The organism is Micromonospora sp. NPDC005553 (assembly GCF_042871765.1).
GTDB lineage: Bacteria > Actinomycetota > Actinomycetes > Mycobacteriales > Micromonosporaceae > Micromonospora.
In genome coordinates this window covers 1,572,883-1,599,273 of sequence record NZ_JBIAJD010000001.1, presented here as the reverse complement: position 1 = coordinate 1,599,273, position 26,391 = coordinate 1,572,883, and the positions used below count along the sequence as shown (strand labels likewise).

General features: G+C 71.5%; 23 protein-coding genes. 13 read left to right on the top strand and 10 right to left on the bottom strand.

All coding sequences use genetic code 11. From position 1 onward, the window contains the following. Positions 1 to 663 (bottom strand): response regulator, encoded by a 663-nt coding sequence (locus ACFYPG_RS07100; protein WP_387350815.1) that lies wholly within the window; start codon positions 661 to 663, stop codon positions 1 to 3. Beyond that, the gene (locus ACFYPG_RS07095) at positions 660 to 1,889 is read right to left on the bottom strand and encodes a sensor histidine kinase (protein ID WP_387350814.1); all 1,230 of its coding nucleotides are present in this window, start codon (positions 1,887 to 1,889) and stop codon (positions 660 to 662) included. The genes ACFYPG_RS07100 and ACFYPG_RS07095 overlap by 4 nt, the downstream gene beginning before the upstream one ends. A gap of 154 nt (positions 1,890 to 2,043) precedes the next feature. Here ACFYPG_RS07095 and fabG point away from each other — a divergent pair, with 154 nt between their 5' ends. The 4 genes from fabG (at position 2,044) to ACFYPG_RS07075 (ending at position 5,466) form a co-directional block, all read left to right on the top strand. After that, on the top strand, positions 2,044 to 2,748 hold the full coding sequence (gene fabG / locus ACFYPG_RS07090) for a 3-oxoacyl-ACP reductase FabG (RefSeq protein ID WP_355009692.1): 705 nt from the start codon (positions 2,044 to 2,046) through the stop codon (positions 2,746 to 2,748). Between the two features lie 27 nt (positions 2,749 to 2,775). Then, a complete protein-coding gene (gene fabI, locus ACFYPG_RS07085) occupies positions 2,776 to 3,543 on the top strand; it encodes an enoyl-ACP reductase FabI (protein ID WP_088949179.1) in 768 nt (255 codons plus the stop codon). 99 nt (positions 3,544 to 3,642) lie between these two features. Next, complete coding sequence (locus tag ACFYPG_RS07080) at positions 3,643 to 4,671, top strand: ferrochelatase (RefSeq protein ID WP_355009693.1); 1,029 nt, start codon at positions 3,643 to 3,645, stop codon at positions 4,669 to 4,671. Between the two features lie 15 nt (positions 4,672 to 4,686). Beyond that, the gene (locus tag ACFYPG_RS07075; RefSeq protein WP_091403868.1) at positions 4,687 to 5,466 is read left to right on the top strand and encodes an HAD-IIA family hydrolase; all 780 of its coding nucleotides are present in this window, start codon (positions 4,687 to 4,689) and stop codon (positions 5,464 to 5,466) included. 35 nt (positions 5,467 to 5,501) lie between these two features. Here ACFYPG_RS07075 and ACFYPG_RS07070 read toward each other — a convergent pair whose 3' ends face one another. Further along, positions 5,502 to 6,296 (bottom strand): hypothetical protein, encoded by a 795-nt coding sequence (locus ACFYPG_RS07070; protein WP_355009694.1) that lies wholly within the window; start codon positions 6,294 to 6,296, stop codon positions 5,502 to 5,504. Between the two features lie 327 nt (positions 6,297 to 6,623). Here ACFYPG_RS07070 and ACFYPG_RS07065 point away from each other — a divergent pair, with 327 nt between their 5' ends. After that, on the top strand, positions 6,624 to 7,436 hold the full coding sequence (locus tag ACFYPG_RS07065) for a DUF3097 domain-containing protein (RefSeq protein WP_387350811.1): 813 nt from the start codon (positions 6,624 to 6,626) through the stop codon (positions 7,434 to 7,436). Positions 7,437 to 7,457: 21 nt separating this feature from the next. On the opposite strand, the gene ACFYPG_RS07060 is transcribed toward ACFYPG_RS07065, so the two are convergent. After that, positions 7,458 to 8,759, bottom strand: a complete 1,302-nt coding sequence (locus ACFYPG_RS07060; RefSeq protein ID WP_387350809.1) for a serine hydrolase domain-containing protein — start codon at positions 8,757 to 8,759, stop codon at positions 7,458 to 7,460. 108 nt (positions 8,760 to 8,867) lie between these two features. Between ACFYPG_RS07060 and ACFYPG_RS07055 the strand changes: the two genes are divergently transcribed. The 4 genes from ACFYPG_RS07055 to ACFYPG_RS07040 all read left to right on the top strand — a co-directional run bounded on the left by ACFYPG_RS07055 (position 8,868) and on the right by ACFYPG_RS07040 (position 13,954). Further along, a complete protein-coding gene (locus tag ACFYPG_RS07055; protein ID WP_355009697.1) occupies positions 8,868 to 9,341 on the top strand; it encodes an NfeD family protein in 474 nt (157 codons plus the stop codon). Positions 9,342 to 9,345: 4 nt separating this feature from the next. Continuing rightward, on the top strand, positions 9,346 to 10,452 hold the full coding sequence (locus tag ACFYPG_RS07050) for an SPFH domain-containing protein (protein WP_355009698.1): 1,107 nt from the start codon (positions 9,346 to 9,348) through the stop codon (positions 10,450 to 10,452). Positions 10,453 to 10,647: 195 nt separating this feature from the next. Beyond that, a complete protein-coding gene (locus tag ACFYPG_RS07045; RefSeq protein ID WP_355009699.1) occupies positions 10,648 to 11,415 on the top strand; it encodes a hypothetical protein in 768 nt (255 codons plus the stop codon). A gap of 340 nt (positions 11,416 to 11,755) precedes the next feature. Further along, a complete protein-coding gene (locus ACFYPG_RS07040; protein WP_387350806.1) occupies positions 11,756 to 13,954 on the top strand; it encodes a transglycosylase domain-containing protein in 2,199 nt (732 codons plus the stop codon). Between the two features lie 63 nt (positions 13,955 to 14,017). Here ACFYPG_RS07040 and ACFYPG_RS07035 read toward each other — a convergent pair whose 3' ends face one another. Together ACFYPG_RS07035 and ACFYPG_RS07030 are read right to left on the bottom strand one after the other, a co-directional pair. Continuing rightward, a complete protein-coding gene (locus tag ACFYPG_RS07035) occupies positions 14,018 to 14,743 on the bottom strand; it encodes a hypothetical protein (RefSeq protein ID WP_387350804.1) in 726 nt (241 codons plus the stop codon). Between the two features lie 94 nt (positions 14,744 to 14,837). Beyond that, positions 14,838 to 16,685 carry a thiamine pyrophosphate-requiring protein gene (locus ACFYPG_RS07030; RefSeq protein ID WP_387350802.1) on the bottom strand — a complete coding sequence of 616 codons (1,848 nt, stop codon included), beginning with the start codon at positions 16,683 to 16,685 and terminating at the stop codon, positions 14,838 to 14,840. Between the two features lie 91 nt (positions 16,686 to 16,776). Between ACFYPG_RS07030 and ACFYPG_RS07025 the strand changes: the two genes are divergently transcribed. The 3 genes from ACFYPG_RS07025 to ACFYPG_RS07015 all read left to right on the top strand — a co-directional run bounded on the left by ACFYPG_RS07025 (position 16,777) and on the right by ACFYPG_RS07015 (position 21,020). Continuing rightward, positions 16,777 to 17,625: an RNA methyltransferase gene (locus ACFYPG_RS07025; RefSeq protein ID WP_357194469.1), complete on the top strand. Its 849-nt coding sequence runs from the start codon at positions 16,777 to 16,779 to the stop codon at positions 17,623 to 17,625. Positions 17,626 to 17,672: 47 nt separating this feature from the next. Then, positions 17,673 to 19,124, top strand: coding sequence for an argininosuccinate synthase (argG, locus tag ACFYPG_RS07020; protein WP_355009703.1), 1,452 nt, complete (start codon positions 17,673 to 17,675; stop codon positions 19,122 to 19,124). Between the two features lie 96 nt (positions 19,125 to 19,220). After that, positions 19,221 to 21,020, top strand: coding sequence for a PucR family transcriptional regulator (locus tag ACFYPG_RS07015; RefSeq protein WP_387350800.1), 1,800 nt, complete (start codon positions 19,221 to 19,223; stop codon positions 21,018 to 21,020). A gap of 147 nt (positions 21,021 to 21,167) precedes the next feature. On the opposite strand, the gene ACFYPG_RS07010 is transcribed toward ACFYPG_RS07015, so the two are convergent. Continuing rightward, positions 21,168 to 22,520, bottom strand: a complete 1,353-nt coding sequence (locus ACFYPG_RS07010) for a hypothetical protein (protein ID WP_387350799.1) — start codon at positions 22,518 to 22,520, stop codon at positions 21,168 to 21,170. Between the two features lie 82 nt (positions 22,521 to 22,602). Here ACFYPG_RS07010 and murD point away from each other — a divergent pair, with 82 nt between their 5' ends. Further along, positions 22,603 to 23,949, top strand: coding sequence for a UDP-N-acetylmuramoyl-L-alanine--D-glutamate ligase (gene murD, locus ACFYPG_RS07005; protein ID WP_355009706.1), 1,347 nt, complete (start codon positions 22,603 to 22,605; stop codon positions 23,947 to 23,949). Between the two features lies 1 nt (position 23,950). Here the strand turns inward: murD and ACFYPG_RS07000 are convergent, their stop codons facing one another. The 3 genes from ACFYPG_RS07000 to ACFYPG_RS06990 all read right to left on the bottom strand — a co-directional run bounded on the left by ACFYPG_RS07000 (position 23,951) and on the right by ACFYPG_RS06990 (position 26,006). Then, the gene (locus ACFYPG_RS07000) at positions 23,951 to 24,451 is read right to left on the bottom strand and encodes a DUF6114 domain-containing protein (RefSeq protein ID WP_387350798.1); all 501 of its coding nucleotides are present in this window, start codon (positions 24,449 to 24,451) and stop codon (positions 23,951 to 23,953) included. Position 24,452: 1 nt separating this feature from the next. Then, positions 24,453 to 25,082, bottom strand: coding sequence for a DUF6230 family protein (locus ACFYPG_RS06995; protein ID WP_387350797.1), 630 nt, complete (start codon positions 25,080 to 25,082; stop codon positions 24,453 to 24,455). 186 nt (positions 25,083 to 25,268) lie between these two features. Then, positions 25,269 to 26,006, bottom strand: a complete 738-nt coding sequence (locus ACFYPG_RS06990) for a TetR/AcrR family transcriptional regulator (protein ID WP_387350795.1) — start codon at positions 26,004 to 26,006, stop codon at positions 25,269 to 25,271. Between the last annotated feature and the right edge of the window lie 385 nt (positions 26,007 to 26,391).

Below are 26,391 nucleotides of genomic sequence, written 5' to 3'. Positions count from 1 at the left end.
CTACTCGCCGGCGGCCACCAGACCCGTCTCGTACGCCAGCACCACTGCCTGGACCCGGTCGCGCAGACCCAGCTTGGCCAGGATCCGCCCGACGTGCGTCTTCACCGTCTGCTCGGCCACCACCAGGTCACCCGCGATCTCCGCGTTGTTGCGGCCCCGGGCGATCAACCGCAGCACCTCGGTCTCGCGCGGGGTGAGCCCGGCCAGGTCGGTGGGGCGCGGGCTGCGGCGGTCCGGACGGGCCGCGAACTCGGCGATCAGCCGACGGGTCACCCCCGGGGCGAGCAGCGCGTCCCCGGCCGCCACCACCCGCACCGCCTGCACCAGGTCGGCCGCCGGGGCGTCCTTGAGCAGGAACCCGCTGGCCCCGGCGCGCAGCGCCTCGTACACGTAGTCGTCCAGGTCGAAGGTGGTGAGGATGAGCACCCGGGGCCGCTGCGTCGACCGGTCACCGAGCAGCTTGCGGGTGGCCTCCAGCCCGTCCATGACCGGCATCCGCACGTCCATCAGCACCACGTCCGGGTCGAGGTGGCGGGTGGCGGCCACTGCCTGCGCGCCGTCGGCGGCGTCCCCCACCACCAGCAGATCCGGTTGGGCGGCGAGCAGCGCGCCGAAACCCTGCCGGACCATCGCCTGGTCGTCGGCGATCAGCACCCGGATCATCGGTCCCCGCCCTCCGCGTCGTACGGCAACTCGGCCGCCACCGCGTAACCCCCGTCGGGCAGCGGCCCGGCGGTGAACGTACCGCCCAGCGAGGTGGCCCGCTCCCGCATGCCGGTCAGCCCGTGCCCGGAGCCACCGTCATCGGTCGGTCGGACGTCGGCCGGGGAGTTTTCGACGCGTACCCCCAGACCGGACGGACCGGTGCGGACGGTGACCCGCACCGCGGCGCGGGCAGCGTGGCGGGCCGCGTTGGCCAGGCCCTCCTGCACGATGCGGTACGCGGCCAGCCCGACCGGCGCGGGCACCCGGTCGTCGTCCACCGACTCGGCGTCCAGGGTCACCGGCAGCCCGGCCCGGCGTGCCGCGTCCACCATCGCGCCCAGGTCGGTGAGGTCCGGCTGCGGCGCGGTCTGCGGCCCGCTCGTCTCGCTGCGCAGCACCCCCAACAGTCGCCGCATGTCGGTCAGCGCGTCACGGGCCGACGCGGCGATGGCGACGAACTCCGCGGCTGCCGGGGCCGGCACGTCCGTCAGCCGGTACGGGGCGGTCTCCGCCTGCACCGCGATCAGCGACATGTGGTGGGCCACCACGTCGTGCAGCTCCCGGGCGATGCGGGTGCGTTCCTCCAGCACCGCCCGACGTTCCTGTTCGCGTTCGCTCAGCTCGGTCTGCGCGACCAGCGCCCGCCGGGACAGCCGGTTGCGCCGAATGAGGTCGCCAGCGATCGCCAGCGCGCCGAGCAGCAGCAGGACCGGGACCCGGTTGTCGGGGTGGACCAGGGTGAACACCGGCACCGTGCTGATCGCCACCACCCAGGCCAGCACCGGGCGGTCGACCCGTGCGACGACCACCGCCGCCACCGCGATCGACCCGAGTGCCAGCGGCGGGGTCCACGGCCAGGCCTGGTCGGCCGGGGCGTTGAACGTGCAGATCAGCAGGGCCAGCACCGTCAGCCGCCAGGCCAGCAGCGGACGCCGGGGCAGCGCCAGCAGCGGCGCCACCGTCATCGCCGCGAACAGGAGCGCGATCGGCGGCGGCAGGCCCCAGTCGCTCCCCACTGTCAACGTGATCAGGAAGAGGCCGAGCGCGGCGAGCAGGCCGACCGGCGCGGCGTACGGCGCCAGCCGGGGCCACCGGGCCAGCAGCGGCCGTTCGGGCCGGGCGTCCGGGCCGAGAACTGTCTGCCGCAGGGCCCGTAGGGCCACCGCGATCGGATGCCGGTTCACCACCCGGACGCTACGGGCCGACCCCGCCACGAGGCGTGCCACCAGGGGTTGATCCCGGTGTCGTACCCCAGTGTGACGCGACTCCCGTTAGCGCTTACCTGCCGGTAACGCCTAGGCTCCGACGCGTCCGTGCTGACCATCGCAAGGGGGAACAGTGGCTCGCACCGTGCTGGTGACCGGGGGCAACCGGGGGATCGGCCTGGCCATCGCGCAGGCCTTCGCCAAGCAGGGCGACCGGGTGGCGGTCACCCACCGCAGCGGCGAGGCGCCTGAAGGGCTGTTCGGCGTCCGCGCCGACGTCACCGACGCCGCCTCGATCGACGCCGCTTTCGCCGCCGTCGAGGCCGAGCTGGGGCCGGTCGAGGTGCTGGTCGCCAACGCCGGCATGACCGCCGACACGCTGCTGCTGCGGATGACCGAGGAGCAGTTCACCGACGTGGTGGACACCAACCTCACCGGCGCGTTCCGGGTCGCGAAGCGGGCCTCCGGCAAGATGCTCCGCGCCAAGTGGGGTCGCATGATCTTCATCTCCTCGGTGGTCGGCCTCGCCGGCGGCGCCGGGCAGGTCAACTACGCCGCCAGCAAGGCCGGCCTCGTCGGCGTCGCCCGCTCGATCACCCGGGAGCTGGGCAGCCGCAACATCACCGCGAACGTGGTGGCGCCCGGCTTCATCGACACCGACATGACCGCCGGCCTCACCGACGACCGCAAGGCGGAGATCCTCAAGTCCATCCCGGCCGGCCGGATGGCCAGCCCGGACGAGGTCGCCGACGTGGTCACCTGGCTGGCGTCCGACAGCGCCGGGTACGTCTCCGGCGCCGTCATCCCGGTCGACGGCGGCCTCGGCATGGGCCACTAACCCTTTTGACTACGGAGGAAATCAGCGATGTCCGGACTGCTCGCCGGTAAGCGGCTGCTCGTCACCGGTGTCATCACCGACGCCTCGATCGCCTTCTCGGTGGCGAAGCTCGCCCAGGAGAACGGCGCGCAGGTCGTGCTCACCGGCTACGGCCGGCTCTCCCTGGTCGAGCGGATCGCCAAGCGGCTGCCCGAGCCGGCACCGGTCATCGAGGTGGACGTCACCAACACCGAACACCTGGCCGGCCTCGCCGACCGGGTACGCGAGCACGTCGACGGCCTCGACGGTGTCGTGCACTCGATCGGCTTCGCCCCGCAGAGTTGCCTGGGTGGCGGCTTCCTCGACGCGCCCTGGGAGGACGTGGCGACCGCCCTGCACGTCTCCACCTTCTCGTACAAGTCGCTCGCCATGGCGGCGCTGCCGCTGATGTCGCCCGGCGGCGCGGTGGTCGGCCTGACCTTCGACGCGACGAAGGCGTGGCCGGTCTACGACTGGATGGGCGTGGCCAAGGCCGGCCTGGAGTCGGCGTCGCGCTACCTGGCGATGCACCTGGGCAAGCAGGGCATCCGCAGCAACCTTGTCGCCGCCGGGCCGCTGCGGACCATCGCCGCCAAGTCGATCCCCGGCTTCGACCAGTTCGAGGACGCCTGGGCCGAGCGGGCCCCGCTGGGCTGGAGCCTCACCGACCAGGAGCCCGCCGCCAAGGCCTGCCTGGCGCTGCTCTCCGACTGGTTCCCGGCCACCACCGGCGAGATCGTCCACGTCGACGGCGGCTACCACGCCATCGGTTCCTGACGCTCCCCGCGACGCCCACTGGTCGCCGTCCGCGTGATCTACGCGTCCGGACCAGGGGGCGTCGCCGTGGCGTCCCGGCCGAGGGGCAAGAATGACCCCATGTCGTACGACGCGCTGGTGCTGGTGTCCTTCGGCGGGCCCGAACGGCCCGAGGACGTGATGCCGTTTCTGCAGAACGTGACCCGGGGCCGAGGTGTGCCTCCCGAACGACTGGTCGAGGTCGCCGAGCACTACCAGCACTTCGGTGGGGTGTCCCCAATCAACCAGCAGTGCCGGGACCTCCTGGCCGCCGTCCGCGCCGATTTCGCCGCGCACGGTGTCGACCTGCCCATCTACTGGGGCAACCGCAACTGGGACCCGATGCTCGCCGACACCGTGACCCAGATGCGCGACGACGGGGTCACCCGGGCACTGGCCTTCGTCACCAGCGCGTACGGCGGCTACTCCTCCTGCCGGCAGTACCAGGAGGACATCGCCGCCGCGCGTGCCGCCGTCGGCCCGGACGCCCCGGTGATCGAGAAGCTGCGACAGTTCTGGGACCACCCCGGCTTCGTCGAGCCGCACGTCGACGCGGTCCGGGCGGCGTTGAGCCAGCTCGACCCGGCGTTGCGGGACACCACCCGGCTGGTCTTCACCGCCCACTCCATCCCCAACTCGATGGCGGCCAACGCCGGCCCGCACGGCGGCCGGTACGAGGCTCAGCTGCACGAGACCGCCCGGCTCGTCGCCGCGGCCGCCGCACCCGACCTGGGGTACGACCTGGTCTGGCAGAGCCGCTCCGGCCCGCCGCAGGTCCCGTGGCTGGAACCGGACATCAACGACCACCTGGCCGCCCTCGCGCAGGGCGGCACCACCGGTGTGGTGGTCAGCCCGATCGGGTTCGTCTCCGATCACCTGGAGGTCGTGTGGGACCTGGACACCGAAGCGCTGGAGACGGCGAAGCAGCTCGGCCTGGACTTCGTCCGGGCCGGTACGCCGGGCACCGACCCGCGTTTCGTGACCATGGTGCGTGAGCTGGTCACCGAGCGGACCGACCCGGACGGCGCGCAGCTGCGCCGACGCCTGGGCGAGCTGCCGATGTGGGACACCTGCGCCACCGTCTGTTGCGTGCCGACCCGTCGCCCCTGACCTCTGAGGATCATCATGCATGACCGTAAGCCCGTGCAGAGTTGGCTGACCGACATGGACGGCGTGCTGGTGCACGAGGGCCAGCCGGTGCCCGGCGCGCCGGAGTTCATCAACCGGATGCGCGCCTCCGGCAAGCCGTTCCTGGTGCTGACCAACAACTCGATCTACACCCCGCGGGACCTGACGGCCCGGCTCAGCCGGATGGGGCTGGACGTGCCGGAGGAGTCGATCTGGTCCTCCGCCCTGGCCACCGGCCAGTTCCTTGCCGACCAGCGCCCGGGTGGCACCGCGTACGTCATCGGTGAGGCCGGGCTGACCACGGCGCTGCACGCCGTCGGCTACGTGCTGACCGATTTCGCCCCCGACTACGTGGTGCTCGGCGAGACCCGCACCTACAGCTTCGAGGCGATCACCAAGGCCGTCCGCCTGATCAACGACGGCGCCCGGTTCATCTGCACCAACCCCGACGTGACCGGCCCGTCCGTGGAGGGCGCACTACCCGCCGCCGGCTCGGTCGCCGCCATGATCTCCAAGGCGACCGGGGTCGAGCCGTACTTCGTCGGCAAGCCCAACCCGATGATGATGCGCTCGGCGCTCAACACCATCAACGCCCACTCGGAGAGCACCGCGATGATCGGTGACCGGATGGACACCGACATCCTGTGCGGCCTGGAGGCTGGGCTGGAGACCATCCTGGTGCTCACCGGGATCAGCAGCCGCACCGAGGCGGAGCGTTACCCGTACCGCCCGTCGCGGATCATCAACTCGGTCGCGGACCTGCTCGACGAGATCTGACCTGCCCCGGTCTTGCTGTCTGGTGCCGGCGCTGGTCAGGGGCGCAGGGGGGCGTTGCAGGCGGCCACCAGCGCCTGCCGGCAGGCTGCGGTCAGGGGGCGAAGTGCCGCGTCCCGCTGCTGCGCCTCGTAGTTGTTGATCGCGCCGCCCGGGGCGGCGTGCCCGGCCAACGCCAGCACCCGGTCGAGCACCGCGGCCCGGGCGAAGAGTCGGCGGGCCCGCGGGTCGAAGCCCGGTGGGAGGTCGGTGGTGCCGTCCGGGCGGCGGAGCGCGGCCAGCGCACCGGCCAACTCGGGCCGCCACTGGGCGACGTCGAGGCGGGTCAGCACGGCTGTCGTCTCGGCCAGCGCGGTGGCCAACTCGGCCTCCGCCTCGGCGGCGCCAGGCAACGAGAGTGACGCGGCGGGGGCGTTGGCGGGCAGTGGGTAGACCCGCCACAGCACCGTCTCGAAACAGTCTCCCGAGCCGGAGGTGTGCGAGCGGACCTCCGGGATCAACCCCAGCCCGCCGGCGACCACCGCCTCACCCGTGACCAGCGCCGCACCGGCGAAGTCACCGGGGCCGGGCAGACCCCTCGGGTCGCCCGGCGCGGGCAGCACCAGGCGGATCTCGTCCGGGGAGAGCTTGGCCAGGGTGGGCAGCGCGGCACCCAGCGGGACGTCGGTCCAGGTGCCCGGGGCGTCCGCAACGAGGTGTTCCTCGTCGCCGGCGATGGCGTCGGCGACCTCGTCGAAGGGCACCAACCCGGCGCGCCACGCGCGCACCCAGGCAACGAACCGGCTGGACCGGCGCGGCGCGAGTGTGACCGCGCCCGTTGCGGGGGTGGACATGCCGAAAGGGTACGTGGTCACGACCGGCCCTGTCTCGGCTGCCGCTCCGGTCGCCCGGCCTGCCCCCAACTGCCCTGTTCGCCCCGATCCCCGCTCCGGCCCGCCCCTGTCTCCGCGCCCCGGGTCGCGTCGATCATGCAGTGGTGGTGGGTGACAGGCACCGGTTGTAGCCGTTTCGTGGAGCACCACAACTGCATGATCGACAGCGGTGGGTGGCGGCTGACGTGGAGGGGTGGGGGTGGGGGGTCGGGGGTCGGGGGGTGGGGGTGGGGGTGGGGCGGTGTGTCGGGGGTGGGGTGGGGGCGGGCTGGGTCTAGCGTGATCGACATGGCGGGGCGATACGGCGAGGACGTGTTGGCGGGCGACTGGCGACGGCGCAAGGTCACCCCCGAGGTGGACGCCGAACCGGATCTCGTGGTCGAGGATGCCGACTCCGGGTTCTGTGGAGCGGTGGTGGGCTTCGAGGCCGGCGCGGTGGTGTTGGAGGACCGGCACGGTAAACGGCGCAACTTCCCGCTGCTGCCGGCGGCGTTCCTGCTCGACGGCCGCCCGGTGACGCTGCGCCGCCCCACCCGTGCGCCGGTTCCGGCGGCCCGTCGACGTACCGCGTCCGGTTCGGTGGCGGTGGACAACGTCCGCGCCCAGGTGGCCAAGGCCAGCCGGATCTGGGTGGAGGGCATCCACGACGCCGCGCTGGTCGAGCGGATCTGGGGCGACGACCTACGGATCGAGGGTGTGGTGGTCGAGCCGCTGGACGGCATCGATGCCCTCGACGCCGACGTACGCGACTTCGGCCCCGGCCCGACCCGGCGACTCGGCGTGCTCGTCGACCACCTCGTGCCGGGCAGCAAGGAGAGCCGGATCGTGGCCCGGGTGAACTCGCCCTACGTGCTGGTGACCGGCCACCCGTACGTGGACGTCTGGCAGGCGGTCAAACCGGCGGCGTTGGGTATCGCGGCGTGGCCGGTCGTGCCGCCGGGGCGGCCGTGGAAGGAGGGGGTCTGCGCGGCCCTCGGGGTGGCCGAGCCGGCCGACATGTGGCGGCACATCCTGTCCAGGGTGAACAGCTTCGCCGACGTGGAGACCCCTCTGATCAACGCCATGGAACGGCTCATCGACTTCGTCACCGAGCCGGCCTGACCGCCCGACCCCGGCGGCCGGTCAGGGAACCTCGTCCGGGCTGCGCGTGAAGACGAACGTGGCGATGTCGACTGCCAGCGCCCGTCCGCTGTCGTCGCGCAGCACCGACAGGATCTCGCCGTTCTCCGGGCCGGAACGTCCCCGCCAGCGGTCCGTCCCCTCGGCGGTGAACCGGCTCACCCGCTCACCGCGTACGTGGGCCACCAGGTCACCCGCGTCCCAGCTCAGGTCCAGCGAGGTGCCCATCCACCACCAGCGACCGGTCAGCTCGGCCGACCCCGCGTCGGGTGCGGCGGTGGCGGGCCGCCACGGCTGCGGAAGCGCCGGCTCGGCGTCCAGCACCATGGTCAGCAGCTGACGGCCGAGCCCGGTGATCGGGAAGCCGTACGAGTTGGCGAAGCCGACCACGGCGGTGCGGCTGGGTCGGTGCACCATGAGGGCGGCCACGTACCCGGGCATCGAGCCGCCGTGCCCGACGTACACCCGCTCGCCGTCGCGGTAGAGCTCCAGCCCCAGGCCGTGCCCGCCGGTCCAGGAGTCGAGGTCGCTGATCACCACGGGGGCGCACATCTCGGTCAGCGTCTCGGCGGCCAGCACCGACGGGTCGGGGTCGGCCAGGAATGCGGCCCAGCGGCCGAGGTCCTCGATCGTCGACCAGAGCTGCCCGGCGGGGGCCATGGCGCCGGTGTCGGTACGGGGTTCCTCGCGCAGGGTGCCGTGCCAGGGGTGGACGACGTAGCCGGGGGCGTACGGCTCGGTGGCCGCGTAGGTGGTGCGGCGCAGGCCCAGCGGGCCGAACACCCTTTCGTCGAGCAGGTCGGCCCACCGCATTCCGGTGAGCCGTTCGAGCACGCCACCGAGGAGCCCGTAGGCCAGGTTGGAGTAGTGGTAGGCGGTGTGCGGCGGGTAGGCGATCTTGTCGGCGTTGAGGCCGTCGAGCAGCCCGGCCAGGTCGGCGCCCGCGCTCCGCTCCCACCAGTCGCCCTCGGGTTCGCGTTGCATGCCGCTGGCGTGCCCGAGCAGCTGACGCACTGTGAGCGCGCCCGCCGCCGTGCCGGGCAGGTGCCGGTCCAGCGGGTCATCGAGGGAGAGCTGGCCAGCGTCACGCAACTGCATGATCAAGGTGGCGGTCATCGTCTTGCTGATCGAGCCGACCCGGTACTGCAGGTCGGCGTCCGGGCGGGGGTGCTCGCCGGCGGTGGCGAGGTGGACCAGCGTGCCGTCGCGGACCACGCCCAGCACCAGTGACGGGGTACGTCCGTCGATCTGCGCCTGGGCGACCTGGGTGTCGATCTGCCGGGCGGTCGCGGGCAGCAGGGTCAAGGGAATCTCCTCGTTCGGCCGGTGAATGCGGTGGACGGCGCTCGTGTCGCCGAGCCTACTGATCATCACGGGTGGGCTGCTCGTGCATTAACGTGTCACCCTTGCGGTGTGGACGCCGTGGTGTGGATCGTTTTGGGTGTGGTGCTGGCCGTCGCCGAGATTTTCACGACGACGCTATTTCTGATCATGTTCGGGGTCGGTGCGTTCGCCGCCGCCGGTGCGGCCGCACTGGGTGCGCCGGTCGCGGTGCAGGCACTGGTGTTCGCTGTGGTGTCGGCGTTGAGCCTGGTGGTGGTCCGACCGGTCATCCGGCGGCACAGCCGCTCCGCGCTGGAGAGCGGCGAGCAGCCGTTCGGCGTGGAGGCGATCGAGGGCTCCACGGCACTGGTGTTGGAACGAGTGGACGCCGAGCACGGCCTGGTCAAGATCGACGGTGAGTTGTGGACCGCCCGGTCGTACGACACGACGCAGACTTTCGAGCCCGGTGAACGGGTTCGGGTGATAAAGGTCCGGGGCGCGACAGCCCTGGTCTGGCAGGACGATGTTTCTTCCGCCGGCGAATTGCCGGAAGCGAGAGGGTGAACCGATGACGGTCATAGGTGTGCTGATCATCGCGGTGGCGTTGATCGCCGTGATAACGCTGGCCAAGGCGGTGCGGATCGTGCCGCAGCAACGCCAGGACGTGGTGGAACGGCTCGGCAAGTACAAGCGCACCCTCAACCCCGGCCTCAACCTGCTGGTGCCGTTCATCGACGCGGTGCGTACCAAGGTCGACATGCGGGAGCAGGTGGTCAGCTTCCCGCCGCAGCCGGTGATCACCTCGGACAACCTGGTGGTCTCGATCGACACGGTTCTCTACTTCAAGGTGGTCGACTCGGTCCGGGCGACCTACGAGATCTCCAGCTTCCTTCAGGCCATCGAGCAGTTGACCGTCACCACGCTGCGTAACGTGATCGGCTCGCTCGATCTGGAGCGGGCGCTCACCAGCCGGGACGAGATCAACAGGCACCTCTCGGGTGTGCTGGACGAGACCACCGGCCGCTGGGGCATCAAGGTGACCCGGGTCGAGATCAAGGCGATCGAGCCGCCGGCCAGCATCCGCGACTCCATGGAGAAGCAGATGCGCGCCGAGCGGGACCGCCGTGCGGCGATCCTCACCGCCGAGGGGCACAAGCAGTCGGTGATCCTCACCGCCGAGGGTGACAAGCAGTCCGCGGTGCTGCGTGCGGACGGTGACCGGCAGGCCCGGATCCTGCAGGCCGAGGGTCAGGCGAAGGCCATCCGGACCGTGTTCGACGCGATCCACCAGGCCAACCCGAGCCAGAAGGTGCTCGCCTACCAGTACCTGCAGGCCCTGCCGCAGATCGCCCAGGGCAGCGCCAACAAGGTCTGGATCGTCCCGGCCGAGCTGACCAAGGCCCTGGAGGGCATGGGTGGCGCGCTGGGCGGGCTGAGCCAGATGGTGGGGGACCTTCCCGCACCGGAGGCAGCCGAACACGCGAGCCAGGTCGAGCGGGAGGCCGCGGCGGCGGCGCAGGCGGCGGCGGACGCTGCCCAGCAGATCCACGACGAGGTACGCGTCGCCGAGGCGCAGGCCACCGGCGGCAACAAGCCGCAGGGGCTGCCCGCGCCGGAGCCGGTGTCGCCGGCCAGCCTCGTCGAGGACCCGGCCGACCAGCGCGAACGCGGCTGATCTCCTACGCCGGCCACCTGGCCGGTAAGGGTCTGTGTCAAAGCCTCGACCGAGGCTTTGACACATGGCCTTAATACGAAAAAGACTCATGGGGCGCTCCGACGCCTGCCACGATCGGTCCTAGGACGGGTGGTGACCAGGCAATCGGGGCGCCCCGGCGCGTCCCGCACCGCTCGTCGGCGAGCGAGGTGACGCATGAAGGATCCGGCGAATCGGATGTGGTCCTCGGCCCCGGTGCCCGGCGCGCACGACCCGGTCGCCCCGCTGGGCTCCCGGCGCAGCGGTGGTGGGTTCGGCGTACTGCCCTTCGTCGGCGAGCCGACCCCGGGCGCCCCCGCCACGAACGCCAGTTGGGCCTGGTCGTTGCGTCGGTTCGCGCGGGCGGCGGTCTGGCTGCTGCCCGCGTACGCCATCCTCTACGGCGCGGTGGCGATGGCCAGCGACGGAGGGGTGGGCAACGACCCCTATCCGGCCGACGGCCGAGCGGTCTACCTGATCGGCTGGGTGGCCGCGGTCTGGCTCGGCCTGCTCGCGTTGCTGGCCCTCACCGGGCTGCTGGCCGCGACCCGCAGCCGCCGGGTGGCCGCCGCCGGGTTGCTGGTCAGCATCGCCGGCACCGTGCTGATGCTGCCGTTCGCCGGGTTCGAGGAGCAGACGCCGGTCTTCGGTGCCACCGCGCGGTCGCTGGTCCTGCTCGGCGCGACGTTCTACAGCGCGGGCTGGTTCCTCACCGGGTGGGCGGTGGCCCGCTCGGGCACCTTCAGCCTCGGCGACGGCGTCATGCTGATCATCGCCGCGCCGCTGCTCGGCCTCGGCGGCGCCCTGATCGGCTCGTTGCAGACCTTCGGCGCGATCTTCGTGCTGATCGCCGGCATCGGCATCGGCTACCGCTCCGGCCGCCTGATGCCCCGCGAAACCGCCAGAGACGCCGCCAGCGCCAGCCTGAGCACCCCAAACCCCTAACCCCACGCCCGGGTCCCGCCACCCGCCCGGGTCCCGCCCCACGCCCGGGTCCCGCCCCACGCCCGGGTCCCGCCCCACGCCCGGGTCCCGCCCCCCGCCCGGGTCCCGCCCCGCGCCGGTTGCCCCGCGCCCGTTGATCATGAAGTTATTGCGCTCGCCCTCGGCGTGTCCCGGCAATAACTTCATGATCAACGAGTGTCGGCCGCCCGGCCCGGCCCTCGGGGCGGGGGTGCGGGGTTGGGGCTTGGGGTGGGGATTGGCTGGTGGGGGGCCGTGAAGTTGCTGACAATCTGGCTGTGGGGGTGGTCGGTTGGCGGCTTTCGTGGCAATCCTGGGGAGCATGGCCGCCCCTCGCTCGCCGCTGTCGCGGCTGTTCACCGTGCTGCTCGCCGGCGTGTTGGCCGGGCTCGTCCTGGCAGTCGCCGCACTGCCGGGCAACCTGCTGCTCGGGCTCACCGCCCGCTCCGCGCTCGGGTCGTACGCCGCGTTGCCTGCCTCGCTGAAGACCCCGGCCACGCCGCAGCGTTCGTACCTCTACGCCAACGACGGCAAGACGCTGATCACCACGTTCTACGATGTGAACCGCACCGACGTACCCCTGTCGGAGATCGCTCCGGTCATGCGGCAGGCGATCGTGGCGGCCGAGGACCGGCGCTTCTACGACCATGGTGGTGCGGACCTGCGCGGCCTGGCCCGGGCGCTGGTGGCCAACGTCAAGGGTGGCGGCACCGAGCAGGGCGGCTCGACGCTGACCATGCAGTACGTCCGTAACGTGCTCAAGACCGACCCCACCCGCACCGCCGAGGAGCGCGCCGCCGCCACCGATCCCACAGTGGGCCGCAAGATCCAGGAGATCCGGTACGCGAGCGCGCTCGACAAGAACCTCGGCAAGGACGAGATCCTCGACCGGTACCTGAACATCGCCTACTTCGGCTCCGGCGCGTACGGGATCGCGGCGGCCAGCCAGCGGTACTTCGGCAAGCCTCCGGCGCAGTTGACCCTCGCCGAGTCGGCCCTGTTGGCCGGTCTGGTGCAGTCCCCGGACGCGTACAGCCCGATCAGCGGCGACAAGGACGAGGCGGTGACCCGCCGGTCGTACGTGCTGGACTCGATGGTCGCCACCAACGCGATCACCGCAGCGCAGGCCGCCCAGGCCAAGGCCGAGCCGCTGGCCCTGCGCCCCACCGCCCAGCCCAACGGCTGCACCGCCGTCTCCCAGGGCCACGACGACTGGGGCTACTTCTGCGACTACCTGCGCCAGTGGTGGCTGACCCAGCCGGCCTTCGGGGCTACCGTCGCGGAGCGCGAGCAGGCACTGCGTTCGGGCGGCTACACCGTGGTCACCTCGCTGGACCCGAAGATCCAGGCCACCGCGCAACAGCAGGCCACAAAGGTCTACGGGTACGACAACAAGCGCGCCCTGCCGATCGCGGCGGTCCAGCCCGGGACCGGTCGGGTGTTGGCGATGGCGGTCAACAGGCACTACAGCCTCGCCGACAACCCGGCCGGGCAGGCGAACTACCCGAACACCGTCAACCCGTTGATCTCCGGCGGAGCCAGCGTCGACGGATACCAGGCGGGTTCCACGTTCAAGATGTTCACGATGCTCGCCGCGCTGGAGTCGGGCCGTACCCTCTCCACCGGTTTCGACGCGCCCGCCAAACTGCCCACCCGGTACCCCGCCGAGGGGCCGGGCAGCTGTGACGGTCACTGGTGCCCGGCGAACGCCAACCCGGACTGGATGGACGGGTACCGGATGATGTGGGACGGCTTCGGCCGCTCGGTGAACACCTACTTCGTCTGGCTGGCCGAGCAGGTCGGCCAGGACAAGGTGGTCCAGATGGCGCAGCGGCTCGGCATCACGTTCCGCGCCGACTCGGACGCGGCCTTCGCCAAGAACAACGCCGCGAACTGGGGCTCGTTCACTCTGGGAGTGGCGGCCAGCACCCCGCTGGACCTGGCCAACGCGTACGCGACGGTGGCCGCCGACGGCACCTACTGCACGCCGGTGCCGGTGGTCTCGGTGACCGGCGCGGACGGCACGAAGGTGCCGGTGGGGCAGCCGTCCTGCAAGCGGGTGCTCGACGCGGACGTCGCGCGTGCCGCGACCGACGCGGCGCGCTGCCCGGTGGGTCAGCAGTCGGCGTTCGGGCAGTGCAACGGCGGCACCGCCACCGGTGTGAACGACATCCTCGACGGCCGACCGGTGGCTGGTAAGACGGGTAGCTCGGAGCAGAACTCCACCGAGACGTTCGTCGGCTTCACCCCGCAGGTCGCGGTGGCCGGTATCGCCGCCAACCCGGACGACCCGGCCGACTCGGTGGGGTCGGCCGTGCAAACCAAGGTGATCGACGCGGTGGCCCGGGTCATCGCCACCGCCGTGAAGGGCCAACCGGAGAAGGCGTTCGTCGCACCGAGCCGCGAGCTGGCCGGCGACGCGCGCCGCCCGGTCGAGCGGCCAGCGGTCCCGGAGCGTCAGCAGGAGCCCACCCAGGACCCCCGCTCAGCCCTGCAACGCTGGCTCGACCGCCGCGGCTGACCCGGCAACGCGCCGGCGCCTCCGTACCGAGGTGCGGAGGCGCCGGCCGAGGAGTGCGGTCTTCTACTTGCGCTTCAACTGGTCGAAGTCGACAACCTGGTTCGCCGGTGGCGCCTTCAGCTCGTCGAAGGTCGCACCGAAATCGCTGAACGTGACCTGGCCGGCCGCGTCCTGGCCGCCTTCAATCCGGACCGGGTACGGCTCGCCGGTGGTGGCGATGTAGAGCGTGCCGTCCTTGTCGCCGTCAACGAGGCCGACAGTCTTCACGCCGTCGATCTCCTTGGCCTCACCCTTGGTCATGGTGCCTTCGGGCTTGAGCAGTTCGTCGACGTTGCCGACGTTGAAGAGCCGGGTGAACTCGTCCTTCTTGGAGACCTTGGCCCACTTGTCGCCCATCAGTTTCACCATCTCGCCCGATGCCTTGGCACCGACGTTCTTCACCCAGAACTTCTCGTCCGGCCGGATGTACTGCTGGCCGGCCACCGAGAGCAGTTCCACTGTGCCCTCGTCCGTGGACACCTGACCAGCCAGGTCACTGCCGGTCATCTTGAAGTCGAGGGTCATCTTCTGGCCGTCGGTGTCGATGTCACCGGCCAGGCGGTAGGACTTCGCGTTCTTCACCGCCGTCGTGGCGCGCTGAAGCGCCTCGTTCGGTGCGAGCGCCGCGACACCGTTGTCTGCGGGGGCAGCCGGTGCCGACTGCCCGCCGTCACCATCGCCGCATCCGGCCAGCAACGCCATCGCCACCACGGCGACCATGCCTCGTCTGATTGTCGTAGTCGATCTCATTGTCGGCTCCCTTGTGCCACCCCCCGTGGGTGAGCGGAGAGCCAGGTACCCATGATTGATCTCGGGCAATCCCTCGATGTTCTGGAGGTCCCGATCAGTCCTTGCGCCGGCGGGGGCGGTAGCTCGCGAGCGTCGAGGGGAGGCCGCGGCGGATGATTCCGGCCCAGTCGGTGTCGCCGCGTAGCACCGCCGCAGCGGTCTTGCGGGCCTGCTCGACGGTGAAGTGCGGTGGCAGCATCAGCTCCGCCGGGTCGACCAGGGCGTTGATCACCACCGGCCGGTCGGCGGTGAGCGCCCGGTCCCAGACGTCGCGCACCTGATCCGGTGAGTCGATCAACTCGCCGTGCAGCCCGAGCACCTCCGCCCACTGGTGGTAGGCGATGTCCGGCAACTGCTGGCTGTCCGGGAACATCGGCGTCCCCTCGGTGGAGCGCTGTTCCCAGCTGACGAACGCCAGATCCCGGTTGTTGAGCACCAGCACCACGAAGCGCGGGTCGGCCCAGCTGCGCCAGTACTTCGCCACGGTGATCAGCTCGTTGACGCCGTTCATCTGCATGGCCCCGTCACCGATCAGCGCGACCAGCGGCCGGTCCGGGTGGGCGAACTTGGCGCTCAGCGCGTACGGCATGGCGCCGCCCATGGACAGCAGCGTGCCGGAGAGGCTGGCCAGCATGCCGGGGCGTACCTGGATGTGTCGGGCGTACCAGGCGGTGGTGGTGCCGCAGTCGACGGCAAGCAGCACGTCGTCGGGCAGCCGCTCGTTCAGGGTGTGGAAGAGCAACTGCGGGTTGACCGGGTCGGCGGCCTGTTCGGCCAGGTCGTGTTGCACCCGACGCCACGCCGAGGTGGCCTCGGTGACCTCCGTCCGCCAGGCGGTCGGCCCGGGGCCGGGGCCCAGCTCGTTCAGCAGGGCCCGCAGCGTGGGGCGGGCGTCGCCGGTCAGGTTCACCTCCGTCGGGTAGCGCAGCCCGAGCTGGGTGCCGTCCAGGTCGATCTGGACCGCGCGGGCCTGCCCGGGTTGTGGGTAGAACTCCGAGTACGGCATGTTGCTGCCCACGATCAGCAGCCGGTCGCAGCCGCTCATCAGCTGCCAGCTCGGTCGGGTGCCGAGCAGCCCGATCGCGCCGGTCACCCACGGCTCGCGGTGGTCGACGGCGGTGAAGCCGAGCAGTGCGGTGGCCACGCCGGCCCCGAGTCGATCAGCGATCTCGCGGACCTCGTCGCGTGCGCCGAGGGCACCCTGGCCGACCAGCATGGCCACCCGCTGCCCGCCGCGCAGGACCTCGGCCGCCCGGCGTACGTCCGCCTCCGGTGGCACCGTCGGCGTGCTGCTCGGCGCGTTGCTGGTCTGGTAGTAGCCGTGCGCGTGGGGCGGGTTCGGGACAGCCGGCTCGTCCTGGATGTCCAGGGGCAGGATCAGCGCGGTGACGGTACGCCGGGCCAGCGCCGTGCGGCACGCCCGGTCGACCAGGTGGCGTACCTGTGCCGGGTTGTCGAGCTGGGCCAGGAACGCTGCCGCCACGTCCTTGTAGAGGGCGAGCAGGTCGACCTCCTGGTAGTAGCCGCCGCCCTCGGCGGTGGTCGCGGTGTGCCCGACCAGGGCGATCACCGGTTGGTGGTCGAGCTTCGCGTCGTACAGGCCGTTGAGCAGGTGGATGGCGCCCGGCCCGCTGGTGACCAGCGCGCAGCCCAGCGGGCCGCCGCCGTACTTGACATGCGCGGAGGCGGCGAAGCCGGCGGTCTCCTCGTGGCGGACCTGGATGAACTGGGCTCGTCCGTTCGTGCGTTGCAGCGCGGAGGTGAGGCCGTTGATGCCGTCGCCGGGGTAGCCGAAGTAGCGGTGCACGCCCCAGCTGAACAGTCGCGACACGATGTGGTCCGCGACGGTCGGACGCCGGGGCAGGGCACCCGCTTCGCCCGGGGTGGTGTCGTCTGCGCTCACCTGGCTGGTCCTTCCCGTCACGTCCGTTGTCTGCCGGGCATTCCCCTTCTTCTTCGGACAAAACGCCTCGTCGGGCGGGCCTCGGAGCGCGCTGCTCCGCGTCCGGCAGAATCGTCGGGTGCCCGTCCACCAGATCACCGACCCCGACGACGACCGGATCGCCGACTACCGGGCGCTCACCGACGTCGAGCTGCGCACCCGTTGGGAACCACCGCACGGCCTGTTCATCGCCGAGGGGGAGCTGGTGCTGCGCCGGGCGCTGCGCGCGGGCTACCCGGCCCGGTCGTACCTGGTCGACGCCAAGCGGGCCGACCAGCTCGCCGACCTGGACACCGGCGACGCCCCGGTCTACGCCGCGACCCAGGACGTGCTGCAACGGGCCACCGGTTTCCACGTACACCGGGGGGTGCTGGCGTCGTTCCACCGCCGGCCGCTGCCGACGGCGGCCGAGGTGCTCGCCACCGCGCGCCGGGTCGTCGTCCTGGAGGACGTGAACAACCACACCAACCTGGGCGCGATCTTCCGGGGCGCCGCCGCGCTCGGTGTCGACGCGGTACTGCTCTCGCCGACCTGCGCCGACCCGCTCTACCGGCGCAGCGTCCGGGTCAGCATGGGCGAGGTCTTCGCCATGCCGTACGCGAAACTCGACCGCTGGCCGGAGGGCCTGGACCAGGTGCGGGAGGCCGGTTTCACGGTGCTCGCGATGACGCCCGCGCCGGACGCCGTACCGATGCAGCGGTTGACCCCGGCGCAGCGTGAGCGGGCGGCGTTGCTGCTCGGCGCCGAGGGGCCGGGCCTCACCGCGGCGGCGCAGGCCGCCAGCGACGTGCGGGTGGTCCTTCCGATGCGGCGCGGCGTGGACTCGTTGAACGTCGCCGCCGCGGCGGCGGTCGCGTTCTGGGAGCTGGGGCGCGACGACGCGCCGGTCGACGGCGGGTAGACCACATCGGCTTGCATGGCCATGCGTTCTATTGCATAATTTTCCCCGTGTCCAAGGTCCTCACCTCCCTGCCCACCGGCGAACGTGTCGGCATCGCCTTCTCCGGCGGCCTCGACACCTCGGTCGCGGTCGCGTGGATGCGCGACAAGGGCGCCATTCCCTGCGCCTACACCGCCGACATCGGCCAGTACGACGAGCCCGACATCGCCTCGGTGCCCGGTCGTGCGCTCAGCTACGGCGCCGAGCTCGGCCGCCTGGTCGACTGCCGCGCCGCCCTGGTCGAGGAGGGCCTCGCCGCGTTGACCTGCGGCGCCTTCCACATCCGCACCGGCGGTCGGGCCTACTTCAACACCACCCCGCTGGGCCGCGCCGTGACCGGCACCCTGCTGGTGCGGGCGATGGTCGCCGACGACGTGCAGATCTGGGGCGACGGCTCGACCTTCAAGGGCAACGACATCGAGCGGTTCTACCGGTACGGCCTGCTGGCCAACCCGATGCTGCGCATCTACAAGCCGTGGCTCGACACCGCCTTCGTCACCGAACTGGGTGGCCGTAAGGAGATGTCCGAGTGGCTGCTGGAGCGCGGCCTGCCCTACCGCGACAGCACCGAGAAGGCGTACTCGACCGACGCCAACATCTGGGGCGCCACGCACGAGGCGAAGACCCTGGAGCACCTCGACACCGGCATAGAGACGGTCAACCCGATCATGGGCGTCCGGTTCTGGGACCCGTCGGTGGAGATCCCGACCGAGGACGTCACAGTCGGTTTCGACCAGGGTCGACCGGTCACGATCAACGGCAAGGAGTTCGGCAGCGCCGTCGACCTGGTGCTGGAGGCCAACGCCATCGGCGGCCGGCACGGCCTGGGCATGTCGGACCAGATCGAGAACCGGATCATCGAGGCCAAGAGCCGAGGCATCTACGAGGCGCCCGGGATGGCGCTGCTGCACTACGCGTACGAGCGGCTGGTGAACGCCATCCACAACGAGGACACCCTGGCGAACTACCACAACGAGGGTCGCCGCCTCGGTCGGCTGATGTACGAGGGCCGCTGGCTGGACCCGCAGGCGCTGATGCTCCGCGAGTCGTTGCAGCGGTGGGTCGGCACGGCGGTCACCGGCGAGGTGACGTTGCGGCTGCGCCGGGGCGAGGACTACTCGATCCTGGACACCACCGGTCCGTCGTTCAGCTACCACCCCGACAAGCTGTCCATGGAGCGCACCGAGGACTCGGCGTTCGGCCCGTCGGACCGGATCGGCCAGCTCACGATGCGCAACCTGGACATCGCCGACTCGCGGTCGAAGCTGGAGCAGTACGCCTCCCTCGGCCTGGTCGGCGGCGGGAACCCGCAGCGGATGATCGGGGCCGCGCAGGCCGCCTCCACCGGGTTGATCGGTGCGATGCCCGAGGGCGGCGCGGAAGCCATCGCGTCCCGGGGCGTCGCCTCGGCGGAGGACGCGGCCCTCGACCGCGCCGCTATGGAGTTCGGCGTCGACTGAGCCCTCCTACCACGCCGCCAGGCCGGGGCAGCCCACGCCGCCGCCCCGGCTCGCGTCGCCGGCCGCTGTTCGAGATCCGGCGTCACGGACGGTAGCGTGTCGGCCGTGTTCCCTACCGTCCGTGAGGTCCTCGCCCTGGGCCCGGTCCGCCACGGCGCGCCACGCGTCGTCGCCGGTGACGAGGGGCTGGACCGACCCGTCCGCTGGGTGCACGTCGCCGAGGTGCCCGACATCGCCACCCTGCTCGGCGGTGGCGAACTGGTGCTCACCACCGGCATCGGTCTGCCCGGGGACGACGCCGGGTTGCGGGCGTTCATCGGCGATCTCGCCGACGTCGGGGTCTCCGGGCTCGTCGTCGAGCTGGGCCGCCGGTACGTCAGCGGTGTGCCCCGGGTGATGGCCGCCGCCGCCGAGCGGCGTGGGCTGCCCCTGGTGGAGCTGCGCCGGGCCACTCCGTTCGTCCGGATCACCGAGGCGGTGCACGCGCTGATCGTCGACGCGCAGCTCACCGAGCTGCGCGCCACCGAGGAGATCCACCAGCGGTTCAACGACCTGTCCGTGGAGGGCGCCGACGCCGCCGAGGTGATCCGACAGGCCGCCGAGCTGTCCGGCTGCCCGGTGGTGCTGGAGAACCTGTCCCGGCAGGTGCTCGGGTACGACCCGGCGGGGGAGAGCGCAGAGCTGCTGCTGGACGGCTGGGAGCAGCACTCCCGGCGGATTCGCCCGGCCGGGCGGACCGCGTACGACCCGGACAGCGGCTGGCTGGTGACCACCGTCGGCGCCCGGGGGCAGGACTGGGGTCGGCTACTGCTGCGCTGGCCGGCCAGCGGCGACGTGCCCAGCGCCCAGGCCGTCGAACCGAGCGCGGGCTCGCCCACCCGGCTCACCATCCTGATCGAGCGGGCCGCGTCCACCCTCGCGCTGGGCCGGCTGATCCGCCGCGACGCCGAGGGCCTGAAACGGCAGATCCACCGCACCCTGCTCACCGCGCTGCTCGACCACTCCCGCCCGGTCGACGAGGTGGGACTGCGGGCCAAGGCGCTCGGCGTGGTGCTCGACCGGCGGCACCTGGTCGGCGTGATGGTCCGGCACCGCGCCGACGACCCCGCGGGGGAAGTCGGCCCCGAGGCCGGCCAGGCCCGGCTACGTGATCTCTCCGAGGCCGTCGGCCAGGCCCTGCGGGAGGCGAAGCTGACCGCACTGACCAGCGCCGTCGACGACAACTCGGTGGGCGCGCTGTTGGCCCTGCCAGACCCGGCCGCCGAGGACCGCGCGCTGTCCGCGTTCGCCAGCGCCCTTCGTCAGGTACGCCTCGACGCCGGCGCCGGCCGGCCGGGACCCGGCGTCGACGTGTCCCGCTCCTCCTCCGGCGCGGAGCCGTCCCGCGCGGCTCCCGGTGTCGAGGCCGCTCGGACAGGTGTCGAGGGGGCCCGAGGTGCTGGTCCGGGTGCCGTGATCGTGGCCGCCGGGTCCGGGGTGAGCACACTGCGGGAGGCCCGCCGGTCGCTCGTCGAGGCACGGCAGATCGCCGAGGCGGCCCGACGGGACCGGCGTGACCTGCCGATCTTCCGGCTCCCGCACGTCGGGCTGGCCGGTCTGCTGCACCTGCTGCGCGACGAGCCCCGCCTGCAGACGTTCGTGGAACGCGAACTCGGCGCCCTGCTGGAGTACGACGCCCGGCACCCGAGGGAGCGGCTGCTGGACACCCTGCGCGCCTACCTGGAGCAGGGGCGCAACAAGTCCGCAGCCGCTGCCGCCGCCCACCTGTCCCGACCGGCCTTCTACGAACGGCTGGCCCGCATCGCCCGCATCCTCGACGTGGATCTCGACTCGGTAGAGGCCGCCCTCTCCCTACACGTGGCCCTGCTGGCCCTGGACGCAGTCCGAACCCCGTAACCCCCGCGCCCCGCCCCCTCACGCCGCGATCTTGCACTTCCTGCTGGGACAAAGCCTCACAAAGACGGCATATCGACAACACGAAGTGCAAGATCGACGAGGGCGGAGGGGTGCGGGGCGCGCGGGGGTGCCGGGGGTCGGGTGGGGTTAGGTTGCTAGGGCGTTCAGGGCTTTTGCGTAGGTTGGGGGGATGTGGTTGGGACCGCCGGGGGTGAAGACATCCGAGTGGGCCACCGAGGACCAGGCCGTCTCCGGGACGGCGTCGACCAGGGCCTGGATCACCGGGGCGTCGCGCCACTGGTCCTGCTCGGCGAGCAGGCCGAGGGCCACCACCGACTCCTCGACCTCGCCCACGCACTCGAACGGCTTGTGCCCGTCCACGCCCAGCAACTCGCGGTAGCCGGGAATCTGCGACTCGTCGGCCAGCAGGTCGCCGCCGAAGATGTGGGTGACCCGCTCCCGCGGCATGAACGGCGCCATGGCCAGGAAGACGAAGCGACACTTCGGGCAGTCCCGGCACCAGCGCTCACTCGCGTCGCGCAGCTTGAACGCCTGGTTGCAGCTGGTCACCACGTCGTCGTACCGGGTGAACTCGGCGAACAGCCGGGCGATGTGCAGCTCGGACAGCGAACGCAGCAGGGAGAAGTACGGGTCGGTCAGACCGGCGTGCTCGGCCAGCGACGCCCGCAGCAGCCCCTCCGCCTCGACGCCCTTGGACCACTGGTGGTTGATCTCGTGACCGTCCCAGACCAGGTTCGGGTCGGACGCCGAACGCTCGTTGGACATCACCACCGGACCCAGCCCGTGCAGGACGGCGGTGGCCACCGCGATGAGGGAGTTGATGGCGGTGACCGGGATGTGCCCGTTCAGCGCGCCGGCGGCGTTCAGGTCGAACAGCACCGGGTCGATGCGCCGCCGGGCGGCCAGCGGAACCAGCCCGGACGCCTCGTTGACGGCGACGATCACGTGATTCGGGTTGACCGAGAACGGCACCGGGTCCAGTTCGGCGCGGCGCAGCGCCTCCAGGCTGACGATCGAGTCCTTACCGCCGCCGACGGCGGAGAGCGGGCGACGGTCCGAGTCGTCGTACACCCGGGCCGGCGTCACCACACCGGTTGGCACCTCGGGGCGCAGCTCGAGCACGTGCGGCAGTTGGTTGCGGTACGCGTACTCGGCGAGGCCCCTGGTGTAGACGGCCGTGACGTAGTCGACGGTGGCCGCGCCCAGCGGCGTCGGCAGCACGAGCCGGGGCGGCGCGGCGGCCTTGTAATAGCTGACCCCGGCGACGAGGTGGAGCACCTCCAGCACCCGGTTGAGGGTCGCCACCGTCTCGTCGGAGGGCGGTTCCGCTGGCAGCGGGAGCGTGATCACCTCGGTGAACCGCTGCTCGCCGGCCGGGCCGGTCAGGGCGTAGTCGAACAACACCTCGCCGGTGGCGAAGTCGATCGAGTAGGACGGGAAGGTGAAGGCGTCCATCCGCCGGAGCTGCTCGTTGGGCACACGCCATACTAGGCCCTGGTTCGTCCGGCCGTGTCCGGACCGGGCCCTGCCAGCCGCCGCCGTGACCCCCGAGGAGACACCAGTGCGCCTGTCTGACCTGCGCGGACGTACCGTCGCCGTCTGGGGCACCGGTCGGGAGGGCCGGGCCGCTGTGACAGCCATCGCCGCGCACGGCCCGGCCGAGATGGTCGCCGTGGACGACAGCGCGAACTTCCTGTCGCTGCCGTGGGACGGCCCCCTGGCCGAGGCGGCGCCGCTGGTCACCGGCGAGGCGGGCTTCGAGCGGCTGGCCGCCGCGGACGTGGTGGTGCGGTCCCCGGGCGTGCCCCAGACCCACCCGTGGCTGGTCGAGCTGCGCCGCCGCGGGGTCATGGTGACCCAGGGCACCGCGTTGTGGATGGCCGACCACGCCGCGCGCACCGTCGGGGTCACCGGCAGCAAGGGCAAGAGCACCACCTCCAGCCTGATCAGTCACCTGCTCACCGCGATGGGGCGGCCGAACGTCTTCGGAGGCAACATCGGGGTGCCGACCCTGGACCTGCCGGAGGCGGAGCTGTACGTGTTGGAGCTGTCCAGCTACCAGTGCAGCGACCTCACCGACTCGCCGCGGGTGGCGGTGGTCACCGCGCTCTTCCCCGAGCACCTGGACGCGCACGGCGGGGAGCGGGAGTACTACCGGGACAAGCTCAACCTGCTCGCCCACGACCCGCAGACGATCGTGGTCAACGGTGGTGACCCCCGGCTGGCCGCGGAGCTTGGTGAGCTGCCGGCGGTCCGCGCCGGAAGCCCCGACACCACTCACGTCGCCCCCGGCCTCGACGGTACGCAGTGGTTCCACTTCGGTGACCAGCCGCTGTTCCCGCGTGCGGTGCTGCCGCTGGTCGGCCGGCACAACGAGGGCAACCTGTGCGTCGCGCTCGCTGTCCTCGACGCGCTCGGCGTGGACGTGGTGGCCGGTAAGGACCACCTCGCCGTCGCGGTCGCCGAGTTCCAGGGGCTGGCCCACCGGCTCACCGAGATCACCGACCCGTCCGGGCTGACCTTCGTCGACGACACCCTGGCCACCAGCCCGTACGCGGCCATGCACGCCATCGACGCGTACGACGGGCGGCCGTTGACGGTGATCGTCGGTGGCAACGACCGGGGTCTGGACTACACGCCGTTGGCCGAGCACCTGGCGGAGCGGGAGATCACGGTCATCGGCATCCCGGACAGCGGCCCCCGGATCATCGAGGTGCTGGCCGGGCTGCCGGCGGTTCGTACGGAGCTCGCCGAGGATCTGGTGGCCGCGGTCGGGCTGGCGCGCAAGCTGACTCCGGCGGGCGGCGTCGTGCTGCTCTCCCCGGCGGCTCCGAGCTACGGGCGGTTCCGCAACTTCGAGCACCGCTCCGAGGTGTTCGCGCAGGCGGTCGCCGACACCGCCCGCTGACTCAGCCCCGGTCGACCGGGCTGGGGTCCGGTGACTGCATTCCGGGCAGCAGCACGGTGTCGTCTTCGTCCTCGTCCTCGGGTGAGGCGGGTTCGGTCGCCGCGCCGGTGGGGCGGCGGTCCTTGTTCGGGGTCCAGGCGAATGCGAGCGCCCCACCGACCAGGGCCAGCAGCATCCCGATCACGAAGCCGCCCAGGTTCGAGGTCAGCCAGGAGACCAGCCCGAGCACCAGCGAGACCAGCGCGTAGAAGACCCTCTGCTGCGGGGTGGTGATCAGCAGCACCCCGCAGAGCACCAGGACGATGGGTACCAGGTACGCGGCGAGCCCCTGCGGCCCGACGTGCAGCAGCACCCCGAGCGGCGCGCGCAGGGTCACCAGCATCTCCGCGCCGCCGAGGGCGATCAGCACCGCGGCGGTGAATGGGCGGCCCCGCCGCCAGCGGCGCCACCGCCCGCGGGTTTCGCGGACGGTGGGCGCGGCCTGGTGTCGTTGTGCGCTCACGTCAGCACCCGTCGGGGGTGAACGCCATGCGCAGGTTGGGCAGTTTGAAGACGGCGGCCGTAGTGGCGTAGTTGTTCTGCCGCAGGTTCTCGATGACGATCGAGTCCGCCTGCTGCGAGAAGACGCCCGGGTTACCCTTCACGCCGGGCACCTTGTCCAGAGTGCTGGCATCCTGACCGATGTCGATTTTCTCGAATGCGGCGTTGCCGTTGATCTCGTCACCGTCGACCACCAGGGTTCGGGCGAAGACCGGCTTGTCGCCGTTGCCCGCAGTGATCTTCAGGTGGACGCCGCCCAGGTTGATGCTCTGGCACAGGTTGGTCAGCTCCGCCTTGTCGATCGCCGAGACCATCACCAGGACCTGCCCGCCGGTGTCGCCCTGGTTGGGGCTGTCCTCGATCATCTGGTCGAGGGTGGCGAACTGCTCGAATCCGGTGCCGGTGAGCTTGTCCGCGGTGACGGTGAACGGCATGCCCGAGATGGCGAACTGCGCGGCCAGCACGCCCTGGGCGGTGAGCATGATCATGCCGGCGGCGGCCGCCGCGACGGTGCCGAACGCGGCGGCGAACCGGCGCCAGCGCACACCGCTGCGCGGTGGGCCGGGTGCGGTTGGTGTGGTTTCCTCCGACATGGCGGCTCCCTTTAAGATCAATTCGTCAGCGACAATGGGAATTGCATCCCCGGGCCTGCGCTTGGTAGGCGCAGAGCCGAAGTTACCGCTGAGTAAAGAACAGGTCAACGCCGTGTGGCGGCCATTTGGGCGGTATTTGTTAAATGCGGCCAAAGTGAAAAACCGCTGCGGTTTCCGACCGTGTGATCAGGAGTGGTGGGTCGGTGCGCATGGAGCGGTCGTACTCGGACCGTCGTCCGGCCTGATCGGCCGGGTCGCCTGAATCGCACCCTCGGTGCCCAGGAATGGCGCCATGGCCGCGTAGGTGAGCACCGGCAGCAGTTGCGGCAACTCCGCCGTCCGGCCCCGCGCCACACGGCCGCGGACGGTGGCGTAGATGCCGCCGACCACCGTGGACACCAGCTCGTCGCGGTCCACGTCGGCGAGCGCGGGCCCCGGGCCGGCGTCGGCGAAGAACCGGCGGAAGCTGTTGAGCAGAGCGTCGCGCTCGCGGCGGGCATCGGGGCCGGCGGCGTCGACCTCGACGAGCGCCATCCGGGCGAACGCCGGCACGCTCGCCAGCACCTCCAGCAGGGTGCGCAGTGCGGCGCGCGCCGCGTCCGGCCAGGTCGGGCCGGCCTCGCGGTAGGCGCCCTCCATCAGCTGTGACACCACTGCGATCCCGTGCCGGTACGCGGCGAGAAAGGCATCCTCCTTGCCGGTGAACAGGGCGTAGAAGGCTGGCCGGGTCACGCCGGCGGCGTGGCAGATGTCGCTGACCCGGGCGTTGTCGTAGCCCTTCGTCGCCACCTCGTGCACGAGCCCGTCGAAGAGGCGGTCGCGCTGGGTGGCGGCCACGACCTCTGCGGAGACCCGTCGCGGGCCGCGCTTGATCGCGCGGTCCGGGTCACGGCCCGGGCGTGCGCCCGGCAAGGGCGCCGGCACCGACTGAGGGTGGCTCTGCGTGGTCAACTCATTGACCTCCTTTGATTCGTTGACTTTGCGATCCTCCGGGGTTTATAACTTTCCTCACGCTCAGTTCGCTCCCCGTCACCTTTGGTGATCATCCCGGGTGGTCACCCCGACTCGTCGAAGGAGGGCTCGATGGCTGTCATTATCGCCGAACACGAACGCTCTCCCAATGCCGGAAAGGCGCAGGTGACGCGGCTACGCCGCAGTGCACCACGCCGACCCGCCCGCTGATCCGCGGCACCTTCCTCACCCGCGCCCTCACCCGGCGCCTCCACCACCACCGTCCACTTCGGACGGCCACAATCGCCGCCCGGCGTGCCCGCCCGGCGGTGACCGCCTGCGCGGTCCGCTCGTTCCC

Coding starts and splice junctions, on each gene's coding strand:
- ACFYPG_RS07075 (WP_091403868.1), top strand. CDS start 4,687: ATGCATGACCGTAAGCCCGTGCAGAGTTGGCTGACCGACATGGACGGC.
- ACFYPG_RS07040 (WP_387350806.1), top strand. CDS start 11,756: ATGGCCGCCCCTCGCTCGCCGCTGTCGCGGCTGTTCACCGTGCTGCTC.
- ACFYPG_RS07080 (WP_355009693.1), top strand. CDS start 3,643: ATGTCGTACGACGCGCTGGTGCTGGTGTCCTTCGGCGGGCCCGAACGG.
- ACFYPG_RS07100 (WP_387350815.1), bottom strand. CDS start 663: ATGATCCGGGTGCTGATCGCCGACGACCAGGCGATGGTCCGGCAGGGT.
- ACFYPG_RS07070 (WP_355009694.1), bottom strand. CDS start 6,296: ATGTCCACCCCCGCAACGGGCGCGGTCACACTCGCGCCGCGCCGGTCC.
- fabI (WP_088949179.1), top strand. CDS start 2,776: ATGTCCGGACTGCTCGCCGGTAAGCGGCTGCTCGTCACCGGTGTCATC.
- ACFYPG_RS07045 (WP_355009699.1), top strand. CDS start 10,648: ATGAAGGATCCGGCGAATCGGATGTGGTCCTCGGCCCCGGTGCCCGGC.
- ACFYPG_RS06995 (WP_387350797.1), bottom strand. CDS start 25,082: ATGTCGGAGGAAACCACACCAACCGCACCCGGCCCACCGCGCAGCGGT.
- ACFYPG_RS07035 (WP_387350804.1), bottom strand. CDS start 14,743: ATGAGATCGACTACGACAATCAGACGAGGCATGGTCGCCGTGGTGGCG.
- ACFYPG_RS07050 (WP_355009698.1), top strand. CDS start 9,346: ATGACGGTCATAGGTGTGCTGATCATCGCGGTGGCGTTGATCGCCGTG.
- ACFYPG_RS07065 (WP_387350811.1), top strand. CDS start 6,624: ATGGCGGGGCGATACGGCGAGGACGTGTTGGCGGGCGACTGGCGACGG.